The 22,967-nt window shown below is 65.8% G+C and carries 17 protein-coding genes and 1 riboswitch; of the genes, 2 read left to right on the top strand and 15 right to left on the bottom strand.

The window, feature by feature from the left end; all coding sequences use genetic code 11:
- Nucleotides 1–21: 21 nt before the first annotated feature.
- The 9 genes from CAP37_RS11140 to CAP37_RS11100 all read right to left on the bottom strand — a co-directional run bounded on the left by CAP37_RS11140 (nucleotide 22) and on the right by CAP37_RS11100 (nucleotide 10,547).
- Nucleotides 22–489: a type IV pilin protein gene (locus tag CAP37_RS11140; RefSeq protein ID WP_086124222.1), complete on the bottom strand. Its 468-nt coding sequence runs from the start codon at nucleotides 487–489 to the stop codon at nucleotides 22–24.
- A 29-nt stretch (nucleotides 490–518) separates the two neighbouring features.
- Entirely contained in the window at nucleotides 519–4,802 is a 4,284-nt protein-coding gene (locus CAP37_RS11135; protein WP_086124221.1) for a pilus assembly protein, read from the bottom strand.
- Nucleotides 4,803–4,821: 19 nt separating this feature from the next.
- Nucleotides 4,822–5,358, bottom strand: a complete 537-nt coding sequence (locus tag CAP37_RS11130; RefSeq protein WP_086124220.1) for a PilX N-terminal domain-containing pilus assembly protein — start codon at nucleotides 5,356–5,358, stop codon at nucleotides 4,822–4,824.
- Nucleotides 5,358–6,404 carry a PilW family protein gene (locus CAP37_RS11125; protein WP_086124219.1) on the bottom strand — a complete coding sequence of 349 codons (1,047 nt, stop codon included), beginning with the start codon at nucleotides 6,402–6,404 and terminating at the stop codon, nucleotides 5,358–5,360. The genes CAP37_RS11130 and CAP37_RS11125 overlap by 1 nt, the downstream gene beginning before the upstream one ends.
- A complete protein-coding gene (gene pilV / locus CAP37_RS11120; protein WP_086124218.1) occupies nucleotides 6,401–6,898 on the bottom strand; it encodes a type IV pilus modification protein PilV in 498 nt (165 codons plus the stop codon). The genes CAP37_RS11125 and pilV overlap by 4 nt, the downstream gene beginning before the upstream one ends.
- Before the next feature lie 8 nt (nucleotides 6,899–6,906).
- A complete protein-coding gene (locus CAP37_RS11115; protein ID WP_179190189.1) occupies nucleotides 6,907–7,515 on the bottom strand; it encodes a GspH/FimT family pseudopilin in 609 nt (202 codons plus the stop codon).
- A 111-nt stretch (nucleotides 7,516–7,626) separates the two neighbouring features.
- Complete coding sequence (gene nrdR / locus CAP37_RS11110; RefSeq protein ID WP_086124216.1) at nucleotides 7,627–8,076, bottom strand: transcriptional regulator NrdR; 450 nt, start codon at nucleotides 8,074–8,076, stop codon at nucleotides 7,627–7,629.
- A gap of 85 nt (nucleotides 8,077–8,161) precedes the next feature.
- Nucleotides 8,162–9,406 (bottom strand): serine hydroxymethyltransferase, encoded by a 1,245-nt coding sequence (gene glyA / locus CAP37_RS11105; RefSeq protein ID WP_086124215.1) that lies wholly within the window; start codon nucleotides 9,404–9,406, stop codon nucleotides 8,162–8,164.
- Nucleotides 9,407–9,442: 36 nt separating this feature from the next.
- Nucleotides 9,443–9,617: riboswitch (ZMP/ZTP riboswitch) on the bottom strand.
- A gap of 33 nt (nucleotides 9,618–9,650) precedes the next feature.
- Nucleotides 9,651–10,547 (bottom strand): lytic transglycosylase domain-containing protein, encoded by an 897-nt coding sequence (locus CAP37_RS11100; protein WP_086124214.1) that lies wholly within the window; start codon nucleotides 10,545–10,547, stop codon nucleotides 9,651–9,653.
- 660 nt (nucleotides 10,548–11,207) lie between these two features.
- On the opposite strand from CAP37_RS11100, the gene CAP37_RS11095 reads away from it, so the two are divergent.
- Nucleotides 11,208–14,822 carry a DUF748 domain-containing protein gene (locus tag CAP37_RS11095; protein ID WP_218776849.1) on the top strand — a complete coding sequence of 1,205 codons (3,615 nt, stop codon included), beginning with the start codon at nucleotides 11,208–11,210 and terminating at the stop codon, nucleotides 14,820–14,822.
- A gap of 101 nt (nucleotides 14,823–14,923) precedes the next feature.
- Nucleotides 14,924–17,638: a DUF349 domain-containing protein gene (locus CAP37_RS11090; protein ID WP_086124212.1), complete on the top strand. Its 2,715-nt coding sequence runs from the start codon at nucleotides 14,924–14,926 to the stop codon at nucleotides 17,636–17,638.
- Here the strand turns inward: CAP37_RS11090 and CAP37_RS11085 are convergent.
- The 6 genes from CAP37_RS11085 to CAP37_RS11060 form a co-directional block, all read right to left on the bottom strand.
- On the bottom strand, nucleotides 17,616–18,488 hold the full coding sequence (locus CAP37_RS11085; protein WP_086124211.1) for a zinc-dependent peptidase: 873 nt from the start codon (nucleotides 18,486–18,488) through the stop codon (nucleotides 17,616–17,618). The two genes, CAP37_RS11090 and CAP37_RS11085, sit on opposite strands and share 23 nt — an antisense overlap.
- A gap of 13 nt (nucleotides 18,489–18,501) precedes the next feature.
- On the bottom strand, nucleotides 18,502–19,320 hold the full coding sequence (locus CAP37_RS11080) for a UDP-2,3-diacylglucosamine diphosphatase (RefSeq protein WP_086124210.1): 819 nt from the start codon (nucleotides 19,318–19,320) through the stop codon (nucleotides 18,502–18,504).
- A 28-nt stretch (nucleotides 19,321–19,348) separates the two neighbouring features.
- Nucleotides 19,349–19,855, bottom strand: a complete 507-nt coding sequence (locus CAP37_RS11075; RefSeq protein ID WP_086124209.1) for a peptidylprolyl isomerase — start codon at nucleotides 19,853–19,855, stop codon at nucleotides 19,349–19,351.
- A gap of 1 nt (nucleotide 19,856) precedes the next feature.
- Nucleotides 19,857–20,387: a peptidylprolyl isomerase gene (locus CAP37_RS11070; RefSeq protein ID WP_256927000.1), complete on the bottom strand. Its 531-nt coding sequence runs from the start codon at nucleotides 20,385–20,387 to the stop codon at nucleotides 19,857–19,859.
- 71 nt (nucleotides 20,388–20,458) lie between these two features.
- Nucleotides 20,459–21,910, bottom strand: coding sequence for a murein L,D-transpeptidase family protein (locus CAP37_RS11065; RefSeq protein WP_256926936.1), 1,452 nt, complete (start codon nucleotides 21,908–21,910; stop codon nucleotides 20,459–20,461).
- Nucleotides 21,910–22,962, bottom strand: coding sequence for a tetratricopeptide repeat protein (locus CAP37_RS11060; protein ID WP_373271078.1), 1,053 nt, complete (start codon nucleotides 22,960–22,962; stop codon nucleotides 21,910–21,912). The genes CAP37_RS11065 and CAP37_RS11060 overlap by 1 nt, the downstream gene beginning before the upstream one ends.
- Between the last annotated feature and the right edge of the window lie 5 nt (nucleotides 22,963–22,967).

The following is a 22,967-nucleotide window of genomic DNA, read 5'->3' as shown; positions in this document are numbered from 1 at the left end:
CGGCATCGCGCGGGGGCGCGATCACCTCCAGCAGCCAGCCGGTGTGGTGCCCGAAGCTCCCTTGGCGCCCGCCTGGTTCAGGGTGAGCGTGGCGCAAGCGGTGTCACCCGCCTGTGGCGCACCCGGCACGGCCTGAAGGATGTAGGCAGTGGCGCTCGGGTTGGCCGAATACCCGAAGGTGTAGATGCCAGCCAGGTCCGTGCGGCAGGTCAGGTTGGGCAATTCGGCTGAGGTCAATGCGGTTGCACAGCCAGCACCCGTGCGGTTGTAGGCGAGACAAGTGGTGTAGTTGCGCTCGGTCCACTGCGCGAGTTCCATCAGGCACCCCGCCGCAGTGGCACGCCGCGTTTTCTGCATGTGGCTCACATAGCTCGGGTAGGCAATGGCCGTGAGGATGCCGACGATGGCGACCACGATCATCAACTCGACCAGCGTGAAGCCGCGCTGCGCGGTATGCGGTGTCTGCCGGGGGCGTTGGAGGGTGCTCATGATCGTGGATTCCGTGGAGAAATGGGGTGTCAGTCCCGAATGATTTCGCGCCAGGTCAGGCGGCCCCGGATGGGCACGGCACCGGTGTTGACGCGGATGTCTTCCACCGTGCCCTTGGAGCCACCCACGGCCAGGCGGTTGCCGACCAGAATGGCCTCGCCCGGCATGCCCACGCCAAGATCGATCGAGCCGATGTAGGCGCCGCCAAGCAGGTCGTCGAGGAATTGGCCATTGTCGTTGACGTCGAAGAAGGGTCGGGTCAGGCGGCCGCCAGTGTACGGGTTGATTGCGTTCAGGTAGCCGTTGCCGCCCGGCGTGCATTCGTCCACCACCGGAATGATGGAGCTCACCAGCAGGGTGGGTTCGGCGAGTCGGAAGATGTTGGAGGCCGTGACGACGCGTTCGGCCGTGGCCGGTGACGGCGGGGTCGGCCAATCGAGGTAGAAGCCAGACCGACCGGCCATGTCACCCGCGGAGGCCGTGGCGAAGGAGCGCACAGGCTTGCCGTCGAAGGTACCTGACGCCTGGACGGCGCGCGCAACCAGGTTGGTGCGGCCGTTGATGACCGTGTCCCTGTCGATCAGCCCGTACCAGGTTTGCTGCGCGTTGGAACCAGGGTCGCCGGTGCGGAAGTAGCTGCCGGTACCGAAGTGGATGAAGCGCTGGCCGAAGTTGACGTCGGACGACGCATCGTTGCGGGTGATCCGCATCGGCGCGGTGATGGGTTGCGGCTGGTTGATCGCGTCCCGGGCCTGGAACATGGGTGCGCCCGCGTTGGATATACCCCAGCTCGCGGGGGTGGCACCCGACACATCGAATTTCCAGACGTTGCCGTGCAGGTCACCCGCGTAGACGTAGTCCACCCGACCGTCGTTGTTGCTGTCGAACAGACCGGGGGTGGCCAGGCCGTTGTCGCCTGCTACACCCGTGTCGATCTTCCTGATCAGCGCACCGGTGGTGAGGTTGAAGATGTACAAAACCGCCTTCTGATCGGTGCTGTTGTAGCCGTTGCCCACGATGACCACACGCTGGCCGTCGTTCGTGGTCGCCAGTACCGGGCGGCCGAGCATGTTGCCCAGGTCGGGGTCGGTGGTGGAGAAGTATTCCCAGAGCACGTTGGCAGGGGCAAAGTTGGCGGGGTCGGTCACGTCCAGGCCAAACAAACCTTTGCCGCCCCGGCCGAGCGTGGCGACCAGGTAGTTGTTGGTGATCAGCGGGGTGCGTGGAGACACGACGATGTCGCCATCAACGAAGTATTCATGCAGGTCGTTGTAGGCCGGTGAGGCCATGTTCCTCAGACGGGGAAGCATGCTGCTGGGAATGTGCGCAAACAGCTCCACGCCGGTCCTGGAATTGAAGGCGTGCAGCATGCCGTCGTTGGCACCCACGTACACCGTCTCGGTGTCTCGCACATAGGCCGGTGAAGAATGCGCGATGTCGCCCAGTACCGTGTTGGCGGAGCGGTCGCGCAAGCTGCCGCCGTTCTGGATTTCCAGCGTGCGTTCGCCGCGCAGGTAGTTCAGTAGCGGTTCGCTGTTGTTGACCAGCGCCTGCTCGGCGGTCGAAAGGTTCGTCCAGGTGAAGAGCTTGCCTTTTTCCGGGCCGGTGACATCCGACCAGTAAGTGACTTTGCGGGAGCCATGAACTGGAATGTGGTCGGCGGCTCGCCAGGATGCGATGGCGCCCACGCCGGCGTCGGTCACGGGATAGGCCGAGAGATCACCCGACCAGCGCGTGCTGTTGAAGGTGGCTTGATAGACCAGCGAATCGGTGGAGAGCACGGTGCTGTTGGCGATGATGTTGCCGCCGCTGCCGCTCTTTTCGATGATGTTGTCGAACGCCTTTCGGAGCGCTTCGCGCAACCGGAGCGGGTTCTGCACCAGGAAGTAGGTATCGGGCACGCCATCGCTGTTGGTGTCCCATTCGAGCGGGAGGTCGGGCGTGTTGCTGGCGTTGCGGTCCACGAAGCCGCCCCACTTGGCGGCGTACCAGAGCGGATCGCGCAGCAGCGTGGCGCCGCCGGTGCCCGTGTTGGGGGTGAACACGAAGGTGTTGCCTGCGGCGCCCACGCTGGGCAGCGTGGCGCAGTCGGCTGGTGGCGTGGTCACATCGCAATAGCCGGGTGTGCGGCCAGCCGGCACGTTCAGGAAGTAGGAGCCGGAGCCGGTCTCGTCGCGCGCGACAAGGTAAACACCATCCTGCGTGCTGCCGGAGATCACATAACCCATGTTCTGGTAGATGCCACCGGCCTGGTAGGTCGGGCGCACCGTGACCGAAAGCGTGTTGTCCGCATTGGCCAGCACGGTGTATTCGGAAATGGCGTCCATGTCGTGGTCGCCGCCTTGCTCCACGTCTTCAAAGTTGATCTGGAACCGTGCGTAATAACGTCCGCCGTTGATGGCTGCATCGGCATCGGCTGCGCCAGAGTTTGCAATCTGCTCGACGTAGAAGTCGACGATCTGGTTGGTCGGCTGGTAGTTGCCCTTGGTGGCCGAAATGCCCGAGCCGCCCACCGATTTGGAGAACGGCACCAGGTTGATGATGCGGCCATTGGGCAGCCGCGCTTCGATGCGCGGAAGGGGCGAACTCAGGGCCACCACGTAGTTGTCGACCGATTGCCGGCCTTGCAGCGTAGGCCGCAGGTCGGTGGTCTTGGCGTAGTAAGACATGGCCGCCGAGTAGTAGCTGCCTTGCTTGGTGGGCTCCTCGGGGGCCAGACCACGAATGGTGCCCAGCGAAGTCACGTTCTTGGGTGTTGGTGCTGCGTCGTAGGAGCCCGTGCCCGTGCCCGACTGACCGATGAAACGCAGGCCGGTGATGTTGGATTCCACCGCCGTCATGGTGGCGCCCAGGGTCGTCATGTTCAGGCCGGTGATGTCACCGGTGAAGGTGCTGAAGCTGCTGCCCGGCATCGTGTTCGAGTCGAACGATGGGTTGATATCGGAGATCGTCAGAAAGTTGGCGCGCGAGCAGAACGATGCCCTGGCTGCGCTTGTGGTGGAGTAGGGGTCGTCCCAGGTCACGCTGCTCAGGCCCACCTGCGTGTCGAAAGTGGTGGAGGTGTTGAAGGCCGCAGTGGCGGCTCCGCTGCCGGAAAAATAACGCGTGGCTTCGTACAGCATTTCCCCGATCGGGTTGCCCCAGTCCACCAGCTCACCTTCGGTCGCGGCCCTGGCCGAGTCGGCGTAGGGGTTCGACTTCCAGTATTCGTCGGAGCTGCTGCTCTGGTTGAAGCCGCGAATGCGCAGCCGGTTGAAGGTGTTCACGATGCGCGCGTTCGCATCGAAGATGCCGGTGTTGGCCGCCACTTCGTTGGAGAACGAGGAAACCACCTTGCGCAGGCGCCCACCCGACATGTGGTTGTCGTAGCTGCCCGTGAGCAGGCCGAACAGCATCGAATCGTTTTCACCGTACTCGTGCAGCAGCCCGATAGGCTTGTACTGGCCGTTGGGGTACTGCCGGCAGCCGTTGTGGTAGGTGGCGGTGCACACCAGCACACGAACCGTGCGGTTGACCTCCGCGTCGGTACCGGCGGGGAAGCCGCCAGACGACAAGCTGTCGTGCAGCACCGGGCGCTCCTTCGAGGCCCATTCCCACACACGGCGGTCGTTGCCCACGTTGGTGCGCATGCGCAGCAGCGGCGCCATGTTGCTGCAGGTGTCCAGCGTGCTGCAGTTGACGCCCCGGTTGGCGGTCAGGTTGCCGAAGAAGTGGCGGCGGTTGGTGGCGGTAGGCTGGGCCAGCGGCGTGTAGTCGCTGATCAGGTAGCCGTCGGTGGCCTGGCTGTGGTATTCCTTTGCCCAGCTGTGCGCATCTTGCGGAATGTAGGCGCGGCGCAGAATGGTCTCGGTCGCTGAGTCAACCTCGCGGTAGCCGCCGTAAAGCACTTTGCGCAGTGCGTCGATGCGGCTGGTGGTGACGTAGTTGAGCCAGTTGCCCGACCATCGGTGGGTGGTGCTGGCCGAGCACCTGCCGAGTGCGTCTGCAGTGGCTCCCGGGCTGTACAGGCCGGTGAGGCCAGAGCCGCTGTATGCATAGCACAGCGTGGAGTCGAACAAGCCGTAGTAGGTGATGCTGGGTTTAAAGCGCGTGTCCAGCGTACCGTCGCCGTCCACGTCGCTCGCGTCGTTGTAGGCCTCGTAGAAGAACTTGTGGTCGCGTCCCGCCACCAGCATCGTCATGGGCTTGGCGCTGATGGTGGCACCCAGTGGCTTTGTCGGCCAGGTCAGCGCTTGCACGCCGAGCGTGGCCGACAGGATCCCCATCATGGCGACAAACTTCAGCGCGGTGTTCAGGTGTGACAGACTTTTCATGGCGGTACTCCGAGAAAATTCATTCGGCTGCAAAGATCGACTGCAGCATCACAGCAGCCCGGTCGTTGCCGGCATTGCTGCGTGCGGTGATGCGGTAGCGCTTGCAGTCGGTTCCGGCAGACGGCGTGCCCGGCTGGCAGGGAAAGGTGTTGCCCAGGTACTCGACGATGTACTGCGGCGTGATGCTGATCGGGCCGTTGGCCACTGCAGTGGCGTCCTGCCAGCCAGTGAAGGTGGCGTCGGCCCAGCGCATGGTGGCGGTGCTGTCGGGGGCGCCGCACACCCCGGCCACGCAGGCGGCGAGCGCGGCGGGCGTGGGCACCGTGGTTTCCACCACCGTTTCGGCCTCGCGCAGGGCGGCTTCGGCCGCCTGAAAGGAAAGGCTGCGGTCGAAGGTTTGCGCGGTCATCTTCTCTTCCAGCGTGACCGTGCGCAGCGCGCTCAGGCCGACCAGCGTCATGATGACGAGCAGGATCAATGCAACGACCAGGGCCACACCCGCCTGACGCTGAGGCAGGGCGGTGCGGCGGGGCGTGAAGTGGCGTGGAGTTTTCATCAGGCAGGCCTGTTGCGCAGGTTCACGACATGGATCAGTTGGCGTTCGACCGGTTGCTGGTTGGTGCCGACCGCAGTCTGCGTTTCCAGCGTCAGGCGCAGACGCACCGCGACCACCTGCGAAGCGGCGCCGGGCGTCCAGTCGGTGACAAGGTCGGCCGCGAGCCAGTTGGAGTCGAGGGTGCCGGTCGCGGAATTGCGCAACAGGTAGTCCAGTTGCATGTCACGCACGCCTTCGGCGATTTCTTCCGGCCCGCCGGCGGTCACGCGGAACAGCGAGCGGCCTCCACGGGCGTTGTTGCCCACGTACCAGGTGCTGGCCGTCATGCGCGTGACAAAGCCGCCTGGCTGGAACGCGCGCGAATTGCCGGTCTCGGACGAGCAATCTGTGGGGAAGTTCAGGCCTTCACTGCAGTTGTCGGTGATGCCCGCGCCGTCGTCGTGCCCCACGACGGCCGACGTGCCAGAGGCGGCAGAGGTGAGCTTGGCCAGTGCGGCCGATTGACCGTCGCAGACCACGACGACGCTCTCAGGGGCAAAGCCGTGGTCGATGGTGGCGAGCGTGATCTGGGCAGTGCCCGCGTCGTGCGCGGTAATCGTCACGCCATCGAACATGCCTCCGCTGAGCACGCGCACGGCGTCGGTGTTTGCCACACGCTCATTCACGGCCACACCCGTGGCCACGATGCCCGTGGCCGCCTGAGCGCCATCGAACCCTTGGAGCACGCCGGCTTCCCAGTTGGACGTCCAGGCCGTGGTCGCGTTGTTGAGCACGTTGGCCACGAGCGTGGCGCCGCACAGGTTGCCACCCGCCTGCCGCACTTCGCGCGCCATGAGTTCGAAGGAAATGCGGGCGTTCTCCTGCAGCCGGCCCAGGTTCTCGTTGGTGCGAAAGGTCTGCTGGTTGGTCATGAAGATGTTGACCACACCACCGATGAGCAAAAGGCCCAGCACCAGCGCGACCATCAGCTCGACAATGCTGAAGCCCGCCTGACGCATGCGGCCTGGGCGGGAGAGCGGCTTGGCGGATTTGACGGTGCTGCTCATAGACGGCTCGTGGTTTCGAAGCGCTGGGTGCCCAGACCCCCGGCCCGGCTGTCGTCCCAGGTGATCTGGATGGTGCACACCCCCGTGACATCGCAGCTGATGGCGCCGCAGGTGGTGTCTTCGTTGCCCAGGCTGGTGCGAAGGCTCTGCAACCAGTCGCGGCGGTTGTTGTCGGAAAGGGAGGCGCCCGTGATCGCCAGCGGATTGCAGATCGGTGCAATGACGCCGGCGCTGACAGCGCCCGTGTTGTAGGTCAGCGAAAGCGCCGAAGCACGGTCCGCGCGCATCGCGTCGAGCATGTAATAGCTCAGCATTACCGCCTGGCCGCGTGCGTAGCTGCTCTGGTTGGTCTTGAGCGCATTGGCTTGCAGGCCGGCCATGCCCAGCAAACCCAAGGCCAGGATGAGCACGGCCACCAGGATTTCGATCAGGCCCACACCGCGCTGGCGGTGAATGCCGCTTGGGCGGGCTCGGAAGGTGCGGGCTGGGCGCATGCGGTTCCTCATGTGGCGGGGCAGGTGGCTGCGACGGAGGCGGGTGTGCTGGTGGAGACGCGTCCCGACGCGCTGATGGCAATGTCACGCGCGCGCCGGGTGTCGGCCAGTGCGGTCGCGGTGCTGCACACCCTGAGCGTGCCCGCCTGCGAGGCGCCGTTCATCAGCCTGGCCTGCCCATCGGAGGCGAAGGACACGAAATTCGTCACCCCCGCCGACCCCGCCATCACGATGTTTCCGCTGGCGGCCGCGTTGCTGGCCAGAATCACTTCGCCGGTGTCGACAGCCGCGTCCCCCGCCGACCGGGTGGTGTCGATGAAGATGATCCAGCCCTGGGCCCAGTTGCCTGCGGTGGTGCAGCCGGTGGCGTTCGCACTCTTGCACACGGTCACACGAGCGCCGCGGCGGATGGCCTCGGTACGGGCCAGCGCCAGGGCACTCACCACGTCATTGGTGCTGGTGGTGAGCCGGCTGGAAGCAACGGCCGACTGGAAACTGGGCACACCCACCATCAGCAGGATGCCCATGATCGCCACGCCGACCATGAGTTCGATCAGCGTGAAGCCTGCCTGCGGGCCGCGCAGGCGCCCAGGCCAATAGGTAAATGAATGTTTCACGCCCGAATTGTGGGCGGGTGCCACCCTTCGGACGCCTCACAGACGCCGAAGTGCCGTCTGGAGAGGATGGACGGTCAGGGCCGTACCGGACGTCACGAAAAGCCGGGGCTTTCAGCGCCGGACTTCGTCCACCAGAGCCCTGAATTCGTCGATATCCTCGAAGCTGCGGTAGACGCTGGCAAAGCGGATGTAGGCCACTTTGTCCAGTTTTTTGAGCTCACGCATCACCATTTCACCCAGGCGCGTGGCAGGCACCTCTCGGGCGCCCAGGTTGAGCAGCTTTTCCTCGATGCGCTCGATGGCCGCGTCCACCTGCTCGGTGCTGACGGGTCGCTTGCGAAGCGCCAGCGCGAACGAGGCGCGCAGCTTGGCCGGCACATAGTCCACCCGCCGCCCATCTTTCTTCACCACCGCCGGGAAACTCACTTCGGGGCGCTCGTAGGTGGTGAAGCGCTTTTCGCAGTGCCCGCACTGGCGGCGGCGGCGGATGAAATCTGCGTCCTCCGACACCCGAGTCTCAACGACCTGGGTTTCCAGATGGCCGCAGAAAGGGCATTTCATCGGTTGGCCGGCGCCGGGCCGCTCCCAAGGCAGCCGAGCCCCCTCAGGGGGCAGCGACCCGCGAAGCGCTGGAGCGTGGGGGAAGTCATTTGTACACGGGGAAACGTGCGGTAAGGGCGTTGACCTTTGCCCGAATCGCGTCGATGTTGGCCGGATCGCGCGGGTTGTCCAGCACATCGGCAATCAGGTTGGCTGTCATGCGCGCTTCCTCATCCTTGAAACCGCGTGTCGTCATGGCCGGGGTGCCGATGCGCACGCCGCTGGTCACCATCGGCTTTTCCGGGTCGTTCGGAATGGCGTTCTTGTTGATCGTCATGTGCGCGCTGCCCAGCACGGCCTCGGCTTCCTTGCCGGTGATGCCCTTGGCGCGCAGATCGACCAGCATCACGTGGCTCTCGGTGCGGCCGCTGACGATGCGCAGGCCACGGGAAACCAGCGTTTCGGCGACGATGCGCGCATTTGTCAGCACTTGCTGCTGGTAAGCCTTGAATTCGGGTGCAAGGGCTTCCTTGAACGCCACGGCCTTGGCCGCGATCACGTGCATGAGGGGGCCACCCTGCAGGCCCGGAAAGATGGCGCTGTTGATGGCCTTTTCATGCTGGGCCTTCATGAGGATGATGCCGCCGCGCGGGCCGCGAAGGCTCTTGTGCGTGGTGGAGGTGACCACATCGGCGTGCGGCACGGGGTTGGGATAGATGCCGGCTGCGATGAGGCCGGCGTAGTGAGCCATGTCCACCATGAAGATGGCGCCGACGTCTTTGGCCACCTTGGCGAATCGCTCGAAATCGATGCGCAGGCTGTAAGCCGAGGCGCCAGCGATGATCAGCTTGGGCCTGGTCTCATGCGCCTTGCGTTCCATCGCGTCGTAGTCGATCTCTTCCTTGTCGTTGAGGCCGTAAGAGACCACGTTGAACCACTTGCCGCTCATGTTGAGCGCCATGCCGTGGGTGAGGTGACCGCCTTCGGCCAGGCTCATGCCCATGATGGTGTCGCCCGGCTTGAGGAAGGCCAGAAACACGGCCTCGTTGGCCGACGCGCCGCAGTGGGGCTGCACGTTGGCGGCGTCCGCACCGAAGATTTGCTTGACGCGGTCGATCGCCAGTTGCTCGGCAATGTCGACGAATTCGCAGCCGCCGTAGTAGCGCTTGCCCGGGTAGCCTTCGGCGTACTTGTTGGTGAGCTGTGTGCCTTGTGCGGCCATCACCGCCGGCGAGGCGTAGTTCTCGCTGGCAATCAGTTCGATGTGGTGTTCCTGGCGCGCGTTTTCCGACTGGATGGCGGCAAAGATCTCGGGGTCGGTTTGCTCGATGAGCATGTTGCGGTCGTACATGGCAGTCCTTCAAGACGTGAAACCTTGCGCAGAGACAAGGGCTGCCCAGGCGAACGGCTGAACGCCGGAAACTTCAAGTTGCCGGCGGTACGCTTCCCAGTGGTTGTCCCTGCGCCGATCGAATTGAATGGGTCAGGGGGGCCACGTCAGCGCCAGCCCCCGGCCTCGGTGGGTCGGGGTTGCGCGCCTATCGCCAGTTGCGTACCCGGCTAGTTTAGCCGAGCCCGCCAGGGCGCCGTCTCGCTCAGGAGCGGGTCATGCCGCCTGAGGGCAGACTGGGCTGTGCAGGGCCTTCGGCCTCCAGCTCGGTGCCCGGCTTCGCGGGTGCAGGTACCACAGGCTCGGTGGGCGCCACCACCGGAATGGTTCTGGCCTGCGGCACATAGCGCTGCATGGGCTTGCCCAAAGCCACGCTCTGAATGCGCAGATGTTCGGCCATCACTTTGTCGATGTACCAGCTGCCGTCGGTGCTCACAGCGCCGACGTAAAGGCGCAGGCCGCCTTCGACCGAGCCCGCGCGCTTGATGCAGTCCTGCAGCACGCGCACGCCCACGCGAAGGTTCGACATCGGGTCGAACGCCGCCAGGTGGCCGCCGAAATCTTCGTACTTGTCGGTGTGCACACGCGTGAGGACCTGCATGAGCCCCTGGGCTCCTACCGGGCTCTGCGCAAAGGGATTGAAGCGAGATTCCACCGCCATCACCGCCAGGATCAGCGTGGGATCGAGATTGGCCTTGGCACCGATTTCGTAAGCCTCGGCGACCAGCGCGCCCAGCGGCTCGGCGGCAACGCGGTATTTGCGGCTGAGCCAGTAGGCCACGTTGGCCTGTTGTTTGGGCAGGGCGGCGGGCAGGGCGGCGGTCACGCGGTCGATCGCGCTGGGCTCGGCGGCGTACACAGTGTCTTCTGCCAACGCCTCCTGGCGCTCCAGCAGCCAGCCCAGCAGGTGCTGTTCGGCGTTTTGGCGGAGATCGGCGCGTGCGCTCAGGGTGATCACTGCCACGGCGAGCAGTGTGCCCATCAGCGCCAGGCTGTTGTGCGTGATGTCGAAGAAGCCCTGATAAGTGTCCCGCAGCGCGGTCTTCAGGGAGGCCACGGCACCTGTGGTGCTCTGGTGTGGCGATACGTTGTTCGCGTTCATGAAATCGCTCCTTGGATGGGGTCGCCATCGACCAAGGGCCTCGTGGGGCAGTGGTCGAGTTAGCCTTTCTGGCAGCGTTGCGGGTTAACCCTGAACGGGCAAGCGAGCGGATCGTAGGTGCTTATAAATACCCAGTCAATGTTTTTGAATCAATTTTTAACAACCATAGGTTATGTACAAGTGTTAGAAATCGTAAGCAAACCGACTTCTCTAGCGCGCATCCCTGTGCGCACAGGGCCTGCGGGCCAGCGCTCTGGTAACGACCGCTCGTCGGCTGGTGACCACCTTTCATGATCCAGAACGCGTTTTCGGGGCTCCCGAATGGCGTCTGAGCACGCCATTGAAAATCTGCATGGGCTCAGCGGGCCTGCGGTCTTGATCCCCTCTGGCAACGCGAGTAACCTGTGACTGTCTGTTTTTGACAGACGCACGCTGGCACCGCGGTGTACCGCACGCTGGCAACCCACGGGAGCAATCTCTTGCTTCCAGGCCGGAGGGACATCCAACTCCCACCGCCAAATCGACGGCAAGAGCATTTAGCCCGCCGTCAACCCCGGCAGGCTCCGTCTGCCGGGGTTTCTTTTTGGGCAAAGGTGGTACGCCAGGGGTCATAGGCGACACTCGCAAAATCGCTCCGCTCTCTATTGCCCGATGAACGCCTTGACCACCTCTGTGAGCCGCAAGCCCTGGCTGAGGCTTGTCCTGATCGGCCTGGCTGGTCTTTTGCTGATCTGGGCAGTGGCGTGGCTCGCTGTGCCCCCACTCCTGAAGTGGCAGTTGCAAAAGCAGGCTTCGGCGCTGCTGGGCCGGGCCGTCACCGTGGAGCGGGTCGACTTTCGCCCGTGGACGCTCCGCCTTTCGATTGAAGGGCTTCGGGTGGCGGACGCCGCGGGCAGCGGCGCGCAGTTTTCCCTCGCGAGGCTGCATGCCGATGCCGAGCTGCAGTCCATCCTTCGCCTGGCACCGGTGATCGCCGCGCTGCACATCGAGCAGCCCCACCTGAATCTGCGCCACCTGGGCGAAGGCCGCTACGACGTGGACGACATCCTGAAGCGCCTGCGCCCCACCGAGGCAGCCGAGCCTTCGGACCCAGCCCACTTTGCGCTGTTCAATATAGATGTCTCCAGTGGAGAGCTGGACTTCGCCGACGACAGCACCAACTCCGTTCACAGGCTCACCGAGCTCAAGCTGGGCGTGCCGTTCCTCAGCAATCTGCCTTCCCGCCTGGAGGTGGTGACTGAGCCTCGCCTCGCGTTCACGCTGAATGGCAGCGCGTTCGACTCGCGGGCCAGCACCACCCCGTTTGCGCAGACGCGCGACACCGAGGCCATGGTGGATGTGCCGACGCTGGACCTTGCGCCGTACCTTCCGTACTGGCCGGCGCAATGGCCAGTGCAGCCGAAGGCGGGCGCTCTTCACCTCGCCCTCAAGCTCGACTTCGAGCAACAGGCGCAACCGCGCCTGCTGGTTTCGGGCAAGGTGGCGCTGTCGGGCCTGCGCGTGGTGGAGCGAATGGGATCGGCGGCGGAGGTGGATCTGCTTGGCTGGGAACGGCTGCAAGTGGAGGTCAACCGGCTGGAACCCCTGGCGCGGGTGGGCGATCTGGCGTCGGTCGAACTCCAGTCGCCCAGGCTGGATCTGGCGCGCGACGCTCAGGGTCGCCTGAACCTGGATCGCATCCTTGCGGCGCTGCCAGCCCAGGCGCCGCCGTCTGCCCCGACTGCCGCAGCCCCCACCCCCGCCCCGTGGCAGGTAAGCGTGGCCCGCGTGTCGATCGATGGCGGTACGGTTCCCTGGAAAGACGATTCCGTTCGGCCGACGGCGGATCTGACCATGAGCGAGCTGAGCGTCCGGTTGCAGAACCTGCGCTGGCCGATGGACACCGCCGCGCCCTTTGAGGCCAGTGTCCGGCTGGGGGAAACGCCGATCTCGCTGAAGGGCAGTGCCTCGGCGAGCGAAGTGCAGGCGCAGCTCGACGTGGGCGAGCTGGCACTGAGCACATTCGCCCCTTACATGGCGGACGTGCTGGTGCCCGAGCTCGACGGTCGGGCCCGTGCCGTGCTCGGCATGTCCTGGCGCGCGCCGCAGGGCGAGCGCCCCATGGACCTCCAGGTGGACGTGTCGAGCCTGCAAGTGGACGCTCTGCGGCTCGGTCCGTCGCGGCGCCCCCTGGCCAGCCTCGGTGCCCTGAAGTTGCAGGAGGCTCGCATTGATCTGGCCAGCCGTTCCGTTACGGTGGGGAAAGTGCTGGCGAGCCGCCTGCAGGCCAGCGTGGTGCGCGACAAGAGCGGCCGCTGGCAGGCGCAAGACTGGGCCAGGCCGGGCCCCGCCAAGCCGGACAGCGCGACGCCGGTCCCCCCTTGGCAGGTCACGCTGGCGGATGTGGAGCTCGATGGCGGCAACGTGACGCTGGACGATCGATGGCCCGCGCAGCCGGTGAACCTGGCGGTCAGCCAGATCCAGCTGCAGTTGAAGAACCTGCAACCGCTGGCGAGCAAGCCGCCCGACATGCCCGTGAAGCTGCAACTGCGGCTGGGCCCGGCGCAAGCAGCGCGGGGGGAGCCGGGGCGGCTCGGTCTGACGGGCAGCCTGCGCCTGCCTGCGGCCGACAGCGCCCTCCGGCTGAAGGCCAATGTGCTGGCCGAGCGGCTGCCGCTCCACGAGCTGGAGCCGTATTTCGGCGACCGGCTCAATCTTGAGCTGTTGCGCGCCGACGCGAGCTACCGCGGCTCGGTGGAAGCTGCGTTGCCTGCCGCCGGCATGAGCCTGGCGCTGGCTGGCCAGGCTTCGCTGGACGACTTTCGTGCCAACACGCGTTCACCGGCCGAAGACCTGCTGGCCTGGAAGTCGTTGCAGGTGCGCGGTCTCGCGCTGGCCATGGCGCCTGGGCAGCCCACGCGTCTGGCGGTGGAGGAGACCGTGCTCAGCGATTACTTCGCGCGGCTCATCATCGACGAGAGCGGCCGCATCAATCTGCAGGGGCTGATCAAACCGGCGGAGGGCGAGGCCGCGACGGCCGTCGCGACTCCGGCCGCTTCAGCTCTCGTGGCCACGGCGCCAGCAGGCCCACCAGCCGACATCCGTTTCGGCCCTGTCAGCCTGGTCAATGGTCGCGTGCTCTTTTCCGACCGCTTCATCAAGCCCAACTATTCCGCCAACCTGAGCGAACTCACCGGCGGTCTCAGCGCGTTCGCCAGCGCCAACAACGCCACCGGCGCCCCCCAGCTTGGAGACCTCACCCTGCGCGGGCGGGCCGAAGGCACCGCTGCGCTGGAGATCGACGGCAAGCTCAACCCATTGGCCCAGCCGCTGGCGCTGGACATCCGGGGCAAGGTGCGCAACCTCGAACTTCCCCCGCTGTCTCCCTACACCGTGAAATACGCGGGGCATGGCATCGAACGAGGCAAGCTCAGCGTGGATGTGGCCTACAAGATCGAGCCCAGCGGGCAACTGACGGCGAGCAACCAGATCATCCTCAACCAGCTCAGTTTCGGCGACCGCGTGGCCGGCAGCGAAGCGCCCAACCTGCCCATCAAGCTGGCCGTGGCCTTGCTGGCCGACCGCAATGGCGTGATCGACATCAACCTGCCGGTGAGCGGCTCACTCAACGACCCACAGTTTCGCCTGGCTCCGTTGATCTTCCGGCTCATCTTCAATCTCATTGGCAAGGCGATCACCGCACCGTTCTCGCTGATTGCCAGCGCTTTTGGCGGCGGCGGTCCCGAGATGAGCCAGGTCCCTTTCGGCGAAGGGCGTCCGTCGCTGGACGCCGCCGGCCGTGAACGGCTCGATGCGGTGGCCAAGGCGCTGGTCGAGCGGCCCGCTTTGCAGGTGACGGTGGTCGGCCATGCCGATCTGGAATTCGAACGCGCCGGCTTCCAGCGCTCGCGGCTCGATCAGCAGGTGCTGGCCGAGAAACGCCGCGTGCTGGCCCGTTCGGGCACACCGCCGGCCGAGGGTCTTACCGTCTCGGCTGACGAATATCCCGCGCTGCTTAAAGAGGTTTATCGGCGTGCCGACATCCCCAAGCCGCGCAACGCCATCGGCATAGCCAGGGACATTCCACAAGCGGAAATGGAGGCGCTGTTGATGGCGGCGGTCCCTGTGACACCCGATGCGCTGCGTGAGCTGGCGGTGGCGCGTGCGGTGGCGGTCAAGGACTACCTGGCGAGCCGTGAAATGCCCGAGGATCGACTGTTCCTCGGCGCGCCGCAACTCGGCCGCCAGGGTGACAACTGGCGACCCCAGGCAGAGCTCCGACTCGCGCCGCGCTGAGCCTGCAGGGGCGCAGGCGCCTGGCGCGCCAACTGCGGCGACAATACGCGTTGGTCGCGCCGCCGTGGCGCCGTCCGCGAATTGATCATTTCCTTCCCTCCATGTCGCTGTTTTCCTTGCGCAAAGCCCCGTCTTCGTCCAACGCTTCCGAATCCGCCGTGAACACGCCCACCACTTCCAAGTCCACCGGCGCCAACGCCCAACATCCGCTGGACGCCGTGACCGGCGGCGCCTTTTCTGCCCCCACTTCGGGCGAACGCGCTGCACGCATCCGCACCTGGCTGGCCACCGATCCCACGCTGGAGCAGATGAACGAGGTTTTCAAGGAGCTCTCGCACCGCGACCGTGGCGCAGCCAAGCCCCTGAAAGAAAAGCTTGACGAGCTCAAGCGCCAGAAGTCGCAGGAACAGATGTCGGTGGAGTGGGCGCAAAAGGCGCAGGCGATGATCGAACAGCCCCGCCTGAACCTGGCCGACGCACTGGCCTGGCAGCGCGACGCCGCGCGCGCTGGCGCACCGCTCTCGCGCGAACCGCTGGCCACGCTCAAGCTCGCGCTGGCCGAGCGCGTGAAGGCCATTGAAGACTTGCAGCACCGTGTGCAGATTGAGCGTGAAGCTGCCGTGCTGATCGCGCAGCGCATCGAGGTGCTCTCCACCAAGCCCTGGCGCGAGGCCCAGCAAATTGCAGAAACGCTGCGCGCCGACGTGGATCAGTGGCAGCAACAGGCCAGCTCGGTGGCGCTCGATCCGCAGTGGCCCAGCGTGGACGCGAAGTTCCCGCCCATGCTCGACGCATCGCGCCAGCAGCTTCAATTGGTGTGGGACGCCTTTGGCGCCGCACTCGCGCAGACCGTGGCCGCCGATGCCAACCCCCAGGCGCCGCTGCCGGCGGTGCCCGTGTGGGCCGACGAGCTGCGCGGTGCGCGCGGGCAGGAAACCTCGGCGACCGCCGAGAAAAATGCGCAGGACTCTCAGGCTCACCAGGAACGTCGCGCGCGCGCGGCGGCCGAGCTTGAAGCGGCGCTGGTGGTGCTTGAGCGTGAACTCGCCGAAGGCCATGGCAAGGCCACGCCCAAGGCCGCCGCCGATGTGCGCGGCTTGCTCAAGAGCCATGGCCGCCTGGTGGGTCCCGCGCTCGAAGGCCGCGCCAATGCCGCGCTGGCGCAGGCCGGTGAACTGGAAGGTTGGCAGCGCTGGCGCGCCGACCAGCTTCGCGAAGAGCTCGTGGCCAAGGCCGAGGGCTTGTTGCAGGCGCCAGAGGGTCAACGCCTGGGTGGCCGCAAGATGCAGGAGACCTTGAGAGCACTGCGCGACCAGTGGAAGACCACCGACCAGGGCGGCCAGCCCAACCACGCGCTGTGGAAGCGCTTTGACGAGGCCTGCACCGAGGCGCACAAGGTGGTGGAAGCCTGGCTGGTGCAGGTGCGCCAGCAAAGCGAGGCGCACAAGGCGCAGCGCCTGGCCATCATCGAAGAACTGCGCGCGTGGACCGCGTCGCATGCCGAGAGCAGCGACTGGAAAGCGCAGGTGCGAGAACTGCATGCCTTCTCCGAACGCTGGCGCGAAGCCGGCCACCTGAGCGAGAAGGCCTTTGCCGACATCCAGCCGGTCTGGAAAGAGGCCATGCACGCCGCGCACGCGCGCCTGGAAGCTGCGCAGAGCGAGAGCACGGCGCGGCGCAAGGCCCTGATTGAAGAGGCCACACAACTGGGCGCGGCACCCATGCTGCGCATCGATGCCGTGAAGGCGCTGCAACAGCGCTGGCAGGCCGAGGCCCACGCCGTGCCGCTGGAGCGCAAGCACGAACAGAAACTCTGGGAAGCCTTTCGCCAGCCGATTGACGAAGCCTTTGCCCGCAAGAGTACTGAGCGTGAGAAGGCTGTGACCGCACTCAGCGCGCACGATCAGCGAGTGCTGGACGCCTCGCGCGCACTGGAAACCGCCAGTGCCGGCGGCGACGCCCAGCAGATCCGAGTGGCCATGGCTGCCCTGGAGGCCGCGCTGAGCGCTCAGCCCGAGGCACCCGCCGCACCGGCAGCGCCGAAGCCATCAGTGGCCGCCGAGGCTCCGGTCGAAACAGCCAGCGAAGAGGCGACCCGAGACGCGCCGACCCCTGAAGAGTCGCCTGCTGAAGCGGCGGCGCCTGCACCTGCACCCGCGCCTGTTGCACCACCGAAAAAGCTGGTGGCCATGCGCGGTGACGACCGCCCGGGCATGAAAAAGACCGAGCCTGCAGGCCGCGATGCGCGCCGTGACGGCAAGCCAGGCGGCCGGCCCGATGGACGCGGAGGCCCGCGCGATTCCCGCGACGCGCGCGGCGCGGCTGCGCCCTGGCGCGATGAGCGCGAACCGCGAGGTCCGCGCCTGGGCGATGCAGCCTTCCGTGCACAACGCCAGGCCGTGGAGTCGGCGCAGGCGAGCCTGCGCAAGCTCGCGGCACAAGCCCACGGGGAAGTGATCACCCAGCTCATGACCGCCTGGGAGCAGCGCGATGCCGAACAGTTGCCCACGGCACAGGCGCTGGGTGCGCGCGTGAACGGCCCGAGCCGAGCGGCCTGGGCCGCGGCACTTGCCAAGCCCGCCACGCCCTTGGGCGGTGAGACGCTGCTGCGCCTGGAAATGGCTGCCGAAGTGCCCACGCCGGCCGAGCACCTGAGCGAGCGCCGCATGCTGCAATTGCAGTTGCTCACCCGCCGCCATGCCGCCGCCCCGGCCGACACCTGGGTGGAAGACGTCGCGACCGTGCTGGCTTCCCCCGTCGACGCGTCGAACGCGCGCAGGCTTCAGAACGCGCTCAAGGCGCTGCTGAAGCGCTGAGCGCGCTCCCTGCGCGGAAGAAGCCGTCGTACAAGGGCATGAGTTCCGGGAACTCCTGGGCGAAGCGCTCGCGGTTGACGAAGTAAGCCTCGCAGGTCACGGCGAAGAATTCGGCCGGGTCCTTGGCCGCGTAGTCGTCGAGCCAGGGTACTTCGCCTCCGAAACGCTCGGCCATGGACACCGCCTCGCGGAAGCGGTCAAAAGCCGCCTGCATGGTCTGGTGCCAGATGGCCTGTGCTCGGGCACGCTGGCGCGTGCCCATGAAGCCCGCCGGCAGGGGCGGCGCGCCATCGGGCGAGTCGCCCAGGCGCATGCCGAGCATGTCCATCTTGTGGGCGAACTCATGAATCACGACGTTGTGTCCATGGTGCGCGCGTTCGCCCGCATGGGCCACGTCTTCCCAGCTCAACATGAGCGGGCCACGGTCCATCGCCTCGCCTGCGATCACCTCGTCGTAGTGGTGCATCACGCCAGCGCTGTCCATGGTCTTGCGCCGGGCCACCACGGCGCCAGGTTGCACCACGATACCGACAAAGTCGCCATACCAGTCCAGCAGATCGCGCGGATCCCGCACGGCTTCGCCGGACACGCCATGCATGTGCAGCAGCGGCAGGCAGGCCTGGGCCGCGATGGTCAGGGCCATGGCATCCGAGACCACCAGCCCGTTGGCCCCGTGGAACTCCTTCTCCATCAGGAAATGCTCGCACAGCAGGCGCAAGCGCTCCTGCGCCGAAGCACCCAGTTCGCCAAGGAAAGAATGTTCGGCGAGCGTGCGGCGCCACAGCCCATCGGGCACAGGTTTCGGCCGCCTCAGCTTGCGTGGCAGCCAGCGTTGAATGAAATCGATCATGAAGCGAATGGGTTCAGGCCAACAGCGACAGGCGGTGCAGGCCTTGCGCGTCCAGGCGCAGCACCTCGGCGCGGGGTGGCGTGGCGCCAGCGTCCCAGTCGCTGAGCACCGTGCGTTGAAGCCCATCGCCGAGTTCGTGTTCGGCGGGCCGGTGCGTGTGACCGTGGATGAGGGTGTGGGCCTGCCCGAGCCGCAGCCAATCGCGAGCGGCGTCGGCGTCGACATCGGCCCACAGGCTCGGGTCGTTGCCGGTCAGTCGTTTGCGTGCTTCGCTTTGCGCGCGCAAGTCATGCGCAATGGCTTCACGCTGGGCAAGTGGTTGCGCCAGAAAATCGCTTTGCCACGACGCCTGCCGAACCTGAGCCCGAAACTGCATGTAGTCGGTGTCGTCGAGACACAATGCGTCGCCATGGCTCAGCAGCCAGCGTTGTCCCTGGAAAACGAGCACGGCGGGATCGATCAGACCCTGCATGCCGCAGGCCTCAAGGGCTCGCTGGCCGAGCAGGAAGTCGCGGTTGCCATGCAGAAAGAACACGGACGTGTGCTGGCTATGGGCGCGCAGCTCGGCGGCGCAGGTGCGCTGGAAAGCGTGCTCGTCGTTGGCGGGTGTGCCGGCATCCAGTACGTCGTCACCCACCCAAACCTCGAACAGGTCGCCCAGAATGAACAGCGCATCGGCCTGCCGTTGTGGCGGCATTTCCAGGTAGCGCCGGAACACAGCAAACGTTTCTGGCTCGCTGGCCTGCAGGTGGAGATCGGAAATGAAATCGACCGCTTGCCAGCCAGCGGGTGCGCTCAGCTCGGCGAAGCGGTCGATCGGGGTGACGGGCATGGGCGAGGGGGCGTGACACCCCCGGAGATCAGAGTGCTACCGCTTTTTCGATCACGACATCGTCCTTGGGCACGTCGTCGTGGAAGCCCTTGCGGCCGGTGGGAAGACCTTCGATCTTCTTGACGATCTCGGCGCCAGAAACCACCTTGCCGAACACCGCATAGCCCCAGCCTTGCGCGCTGGGCGCGGTGTGGTTGAGGAAGCCGTTGTTGGACACGTTGATGAAGAACTGCGCAGTGGCGGAGTGCGGATCGCTCGTGCGCGCCATGGCCACGGTGTAGGTGTCGTTCTTCAGGCCGTTGTTGGCTTCGTTGGCGATGGGTTTGTCGGTGGGCTTCTGGGTCATGCCCGGCTCGAAGCCGCCGCCCTGCACCATGAAGCCGGGGATGACGCGGTGGAACACCGTGTTGTCGTAGTGGCCTTTGGCCACATAGGCGAGGAAGTTGGCGGTGGACTGAGGCGCCTTCTCGGCGTCGAGCTCCAGCGTGACGACGCCGTGACCGGCAATGTGCAGTTCGACTTGGGGGTTGGCCATGTTATTTCTCCAGAGTGGCTTTGAGGATGGTGATGGGGGTCTTGGGCACGTTCTGGTGCATGCCCTGGTCGCCAACGGCAACCGCGCGAATCTTGTCGATCACCTCCATGCCCGAGACCACCTTGCCGAACACGGCGTAGCCGTGTCCATCGGGCAGCGGGGCATTCAGGTTGGCGTTGTCCACGGTGTTGATGAAAAACTGGGTGGTGGCCGAATTCGGGTTGTTCGTGCGCGCCATCGCGACAGCGCCGCGATCGTTCTTCAGGCCGTTGTTGGCCTCCAGAGGAATCGGTGCCTTGGTGGGCTTTTGCTGCAGGTCGGGCGTGAAGCCGCCGCCCTGGATCATGAAATTGCTGATGACGCGGTGAAACACGGTACCGTCGTAGTGCTTGTCGTTTACGTACTGCAGAAAATTCTCCACCGTCTTGGGTGCCTTGGAGGGATTGAGTTCCAGCACGAACTCACCCATGGACGTGGTGACGCGGACCTTGGGGGCTGGGGTCTGTGCCTGCGTGCTGAGGGGCAGCATCATCAGCGAAGCGCTGGTGAGCAGTGCGGCGAGGAGGGCGCTGGCGCCACGGCGCGACAGGAGGAGTTGATGCATCAGATGGTTCCTTCAAAAAAGATCGTCCAGCGATCCTGCTCACGCGTCCAGTACTGTCGCTTGGTGACGCCGCGGCTCTGGCCGGCGGGCACTTCACCGAAGGTGACAACCAGGGTGTCTTCCTGGTCGCGCCAGCGCAGCACGGAAACGTCCTTGAGCTGGATCTCGCGCGAGCCGCTGGATCGCAACTCGCTTTCGATACGGGGCCACCATTGGGCCAGATCGCGGCCCTGGTTCATGAAGCGGTTCGAATAAAACCCCTTCAGGCCGCTGGCGTCAGCCGCACTGCGCGCCTGGCGCCAGGACTCGAGCACCGCCTCGAACTGGCTCCGATCGCCCGCCAGCGTTTCCGGTTGCACCCATTGAAGTTCGGGTGCGATCACCACCGGGGTAGTGCGAATCTGCACGGTGGAGAGTAGCCGTTCCAGATCGGGGTTGGACAGCACCACGCAGCCATCAGAGGCCTGAGGCGCGCGCACAAACTGATCGCTCGGCGTGCCATGCAGCCAGATGCCGCTGCCGGTCTTGCCACGTTGCACGTCCAGCGGGTTGGGGTAATTGATGGGCAGCGCACCCACGCCGTAGAGATCGGGCAGGTTGGCGGGGTTGAGCGTGCTGGTGATGTAGTAAACGCCGAGCGGTGTGCGCTTGTCGCCCTCGGTGGTCTTTTCGATGCCGGAGAGACCCACAGAGATGTAGAAGTCACCGATCAGCTTCAGGCGGGGCGCGCCGTTTTGCTCGCTGCCGGAACGCGCCGAGGCCAGGTTTTCGAACAGGTAGAGCCTCGAACGCGAGGCGTCGATGGCGATGGCGTGCCGGCTCTGAGAGGACAGCGTGAGGAACTGCGTGGGCACGCCGCCTTCGGGCGGACGCTCGGTGAGGGCACGCAGCCGTCGGGTGGACTCTTCGCGCAGCGTGGCGAGTTGCTGCGCCGCCGCCATCGCTTGCGTGTCGGGCACATCGCCGAGCCGGCGCACCGGGCGCGCCTGCAGGCTGAGCAGGTCGCCATGCACCAGGTGCGCGAGCTGGAAATTGGGGTGATCGCGCACCAGAGCCTCAGCGCGTTGCAGCGCCTGCCGATGCTTCGTCTGGCCGATGAGCTGATAGATCTCGATCAGGCGCGATTCGGCCTGGCCCATCAGCGGTCGGGCGTTCTTCAAGTGTTCGTCGGTCAGGGGCACCGGCATCAACCCGGACCGCACCGGATCGGGGCGGCTCTTTGCCGTGTCGTCAATGCGCGCGAGCGCGGTTTCAATCAGGGAGGGTGAGACGCTTGCCGGGGCGGGCAGGTGGCTGGTGCCGAAGGAGGCGTAGAGCCCGAGTGCCAGTGCGACCAGCAGCGCCGCCAGCCACAACCCCCGTGGCGCGCGCCAGCCGGCGCCACCGCCCGCGCCCATTACCGAAGTCGGGAAACTGGCATGACCGCGTTGTGCGAACCGCCGACTGGCCATCAGGAGCCCGTGGATTCCCGAACGATCAGCCAGCGGTTGCCGCTCTTCACCAGTTCCAGCGTCTTGCGGCTGGTGATGTTCAGGGTGTCGGAGGTGTAGTCCTGGCGGAAGCGGGCGGTGGCGCGGTCGGCGTTGACCGTAACCGCCAGGTCGCTCAACTCCACCCCGATGCGCGAACGAGGCTCGATGCGCGCGCGGCGGTCGGCTTCCCAGGCAGCGCGCGACTGCCCACCCGGCGGCGCGAAGCTGGGGCCATAGGCGGCGAGGTAGTCGTTCATGCTGCGGGCCGACCAGGCCTTGGCCCAGGCCGTCACGGCAGCTTCCACATCGCGTTGGGCATCGCCAGATGCCCCGGGCGAGGGCGTGGGTGCGGCAGCCGGGGCTGGCGCGGCCGCCACCGGTGGTTTTGCGGCTGCGGCGGGTGCGGGGGTTGCAGCCGGGGCCGGGGCTGCGGCCACCGAAGTGGCGGGGCGTGCCGTGCCAGCGCCATTGGCCGCGAACAGGTTGCGGATCAGGCTGAGCTTGGGCACCACGGCGGCATTGCCGGCGTCGAGCTGCAGAGCCTTGCTGTAAGCCTGACTGGCCAGCTTGGCGTACACGTCGCCCAGGTTCTCGTGTGCGGTGGCGTAGCTCGGGTTGGTGCGTATCGCCATTTCAAGCGCGGCCCTGGCCTTGTCGAACTGACTCTGGCTGGCGTAAAGCACAGCAAGGTTGTTGTAGGGCTCGGGCAGCTCGGGATAGTCTTCGGTGAGTTTGGCGAAGGTCGCGATGGCCTCGGTGGACTTGCCGCTTTCTGTCTGGATCACGCCTTTCAGGAAGCGCATCTGCGGGTCGCGCGGCTTGGTGGCCAGGTACTGGTCGACCTTGAACATCGCTTCGTTCAACTGGCCGGAGCGCACCAGCCGATTCACCTCGGCGTAGTCGTCGGCCTGCGCCCAGGCCAGCGGCGTGGCCAGACAGATCAGGGCAAGCGCAGACCATGTGAGGCGGCGCAAGCGGGCGGACAGGGTCGAGTGAGGCGCAGCGCCATACAGGCCGGTGGAAGATTTCACGGGGT

Source organism: Hydrogenophaga sp. IBVHS1 (assembly GCF_002127265.1).
In the GTDB taxonomy this organism is placed as follows: domain Bacteria; phylum Pseudomonadota; class Gammaproteobacteria; order Burkholderiales; family Burkholderiaceae_C; genus Hydrogenophaga.
This window is presented reverse-complemented; position numbering and strand designations above follow the sequence as displayed.

What these genes read in the sequence shown, in the direction of transcription:
- nrdR (WP_086124216.1), bottom strand. Translation starts at nt 8,076, where the DNA reads ATGAAATGCCCTTTCTGCGGCCATCTGGAAACCCAGGTCGTTGAGACT.
- CAP37_RS11135 (WP_086124221.1), bottom strand. Translation starts at nt 4,802, where the DNA reads ATGAAAAGTCTGTCACACCTGAACACCGCGCTGAAGTTTGTCGCCATG.
- CAP37_RS11070 (WP_256927000.1), bottom strand. Translation starts at nt 20,387, where the DNA reads ATGATGCTGCCCCTCAGCACGCAGGCACAGACCCCAGCCCCCAAGGTC.
- CAP37_RS11085 (WP_086124211.1), bottom strand. Translation starts at nt 18,488, where the DNA reads ATGATCGATTTCATTCAACGCTGGCTGCCACGCAAGCTGAGGCGGCCG.
- CAP37_RS11080 (WP_086124210.1), bottom strand. Translation starts at nt 19,320, where the DNA reads ATGCCCGTCACCCCGATCGACCGCTTCGCCGAGCTGAGCGCACCCGCT.
- CAP37_RS11125 (WP_086124219.1), bottom strand. Translation starts at nt 6,404, where the DNA reads ATGAGCAGCACCGTCAAATCCGCCAAGCCGCTCTCCCGCCCAGGCCGC.
- CAP37_RS11100 (WP_086124214.1), bottom strand. Translation starts at nt 10,547, where the DNA reads ATGAACGCGAACAACGTATCGCCACACCAGAGCACCACAGGTGCCGTG.
- CAP37_RS11075 (WP_086124209.1), bottom strand. Translation starts at nt 19,855, where the DNA reads ATGGCCAACCCCCAAGTCGAACTGCACATTGCCGGTCACGGCGTCGTC.
- pilV (WP_086124218.1), bottom strand. Translation starts at nt 6,898, where the DNA reads ATGCGCCCAGCCCGCACCTTCCGAGCCCGCCCAAGCGGCATTCACCGC.
- CAP37_RS11130 (WP_086124220.1), bottom strand. Translation starts at nt 5,358, where the DNA reads ATGAAAACTCCACGCCACTTCACGCCCCGCCGCACCGCCCTGCCTCAG.
- CAP37_RS11065 (WP_256926936.1), bottom strand. Translation starts at nt 21,910, where the DNA reads ATGGCCAGTCGGCGGTTCGCACAACGCGGTCATGCCAGTTTCCCGACT.
- glyA (WP_086124215.1), bottom strand. Translation starts at nt 9,406, where the DNA reads ATGTACGACCGCAACATGCTCATCGAGCAAACCGACCCCGAGATCTTT.
- CAP37_RS11090 (WP_086124212.1), top strand. Translation starts at nt 14,924, where the DNA reads ATGTCGCTGTTTTCCTTGCGCAAAGCCCCGTCTTCGTCCAACGCTTCC.
- CAP37_RS11140 (WP_086124222.1), bottom strand. Translation starts at nt 489, where the DNA reads ATGAGCACCCTCCAACGCCCCCGGCAGACACCGCATACCGCGCAGCGC.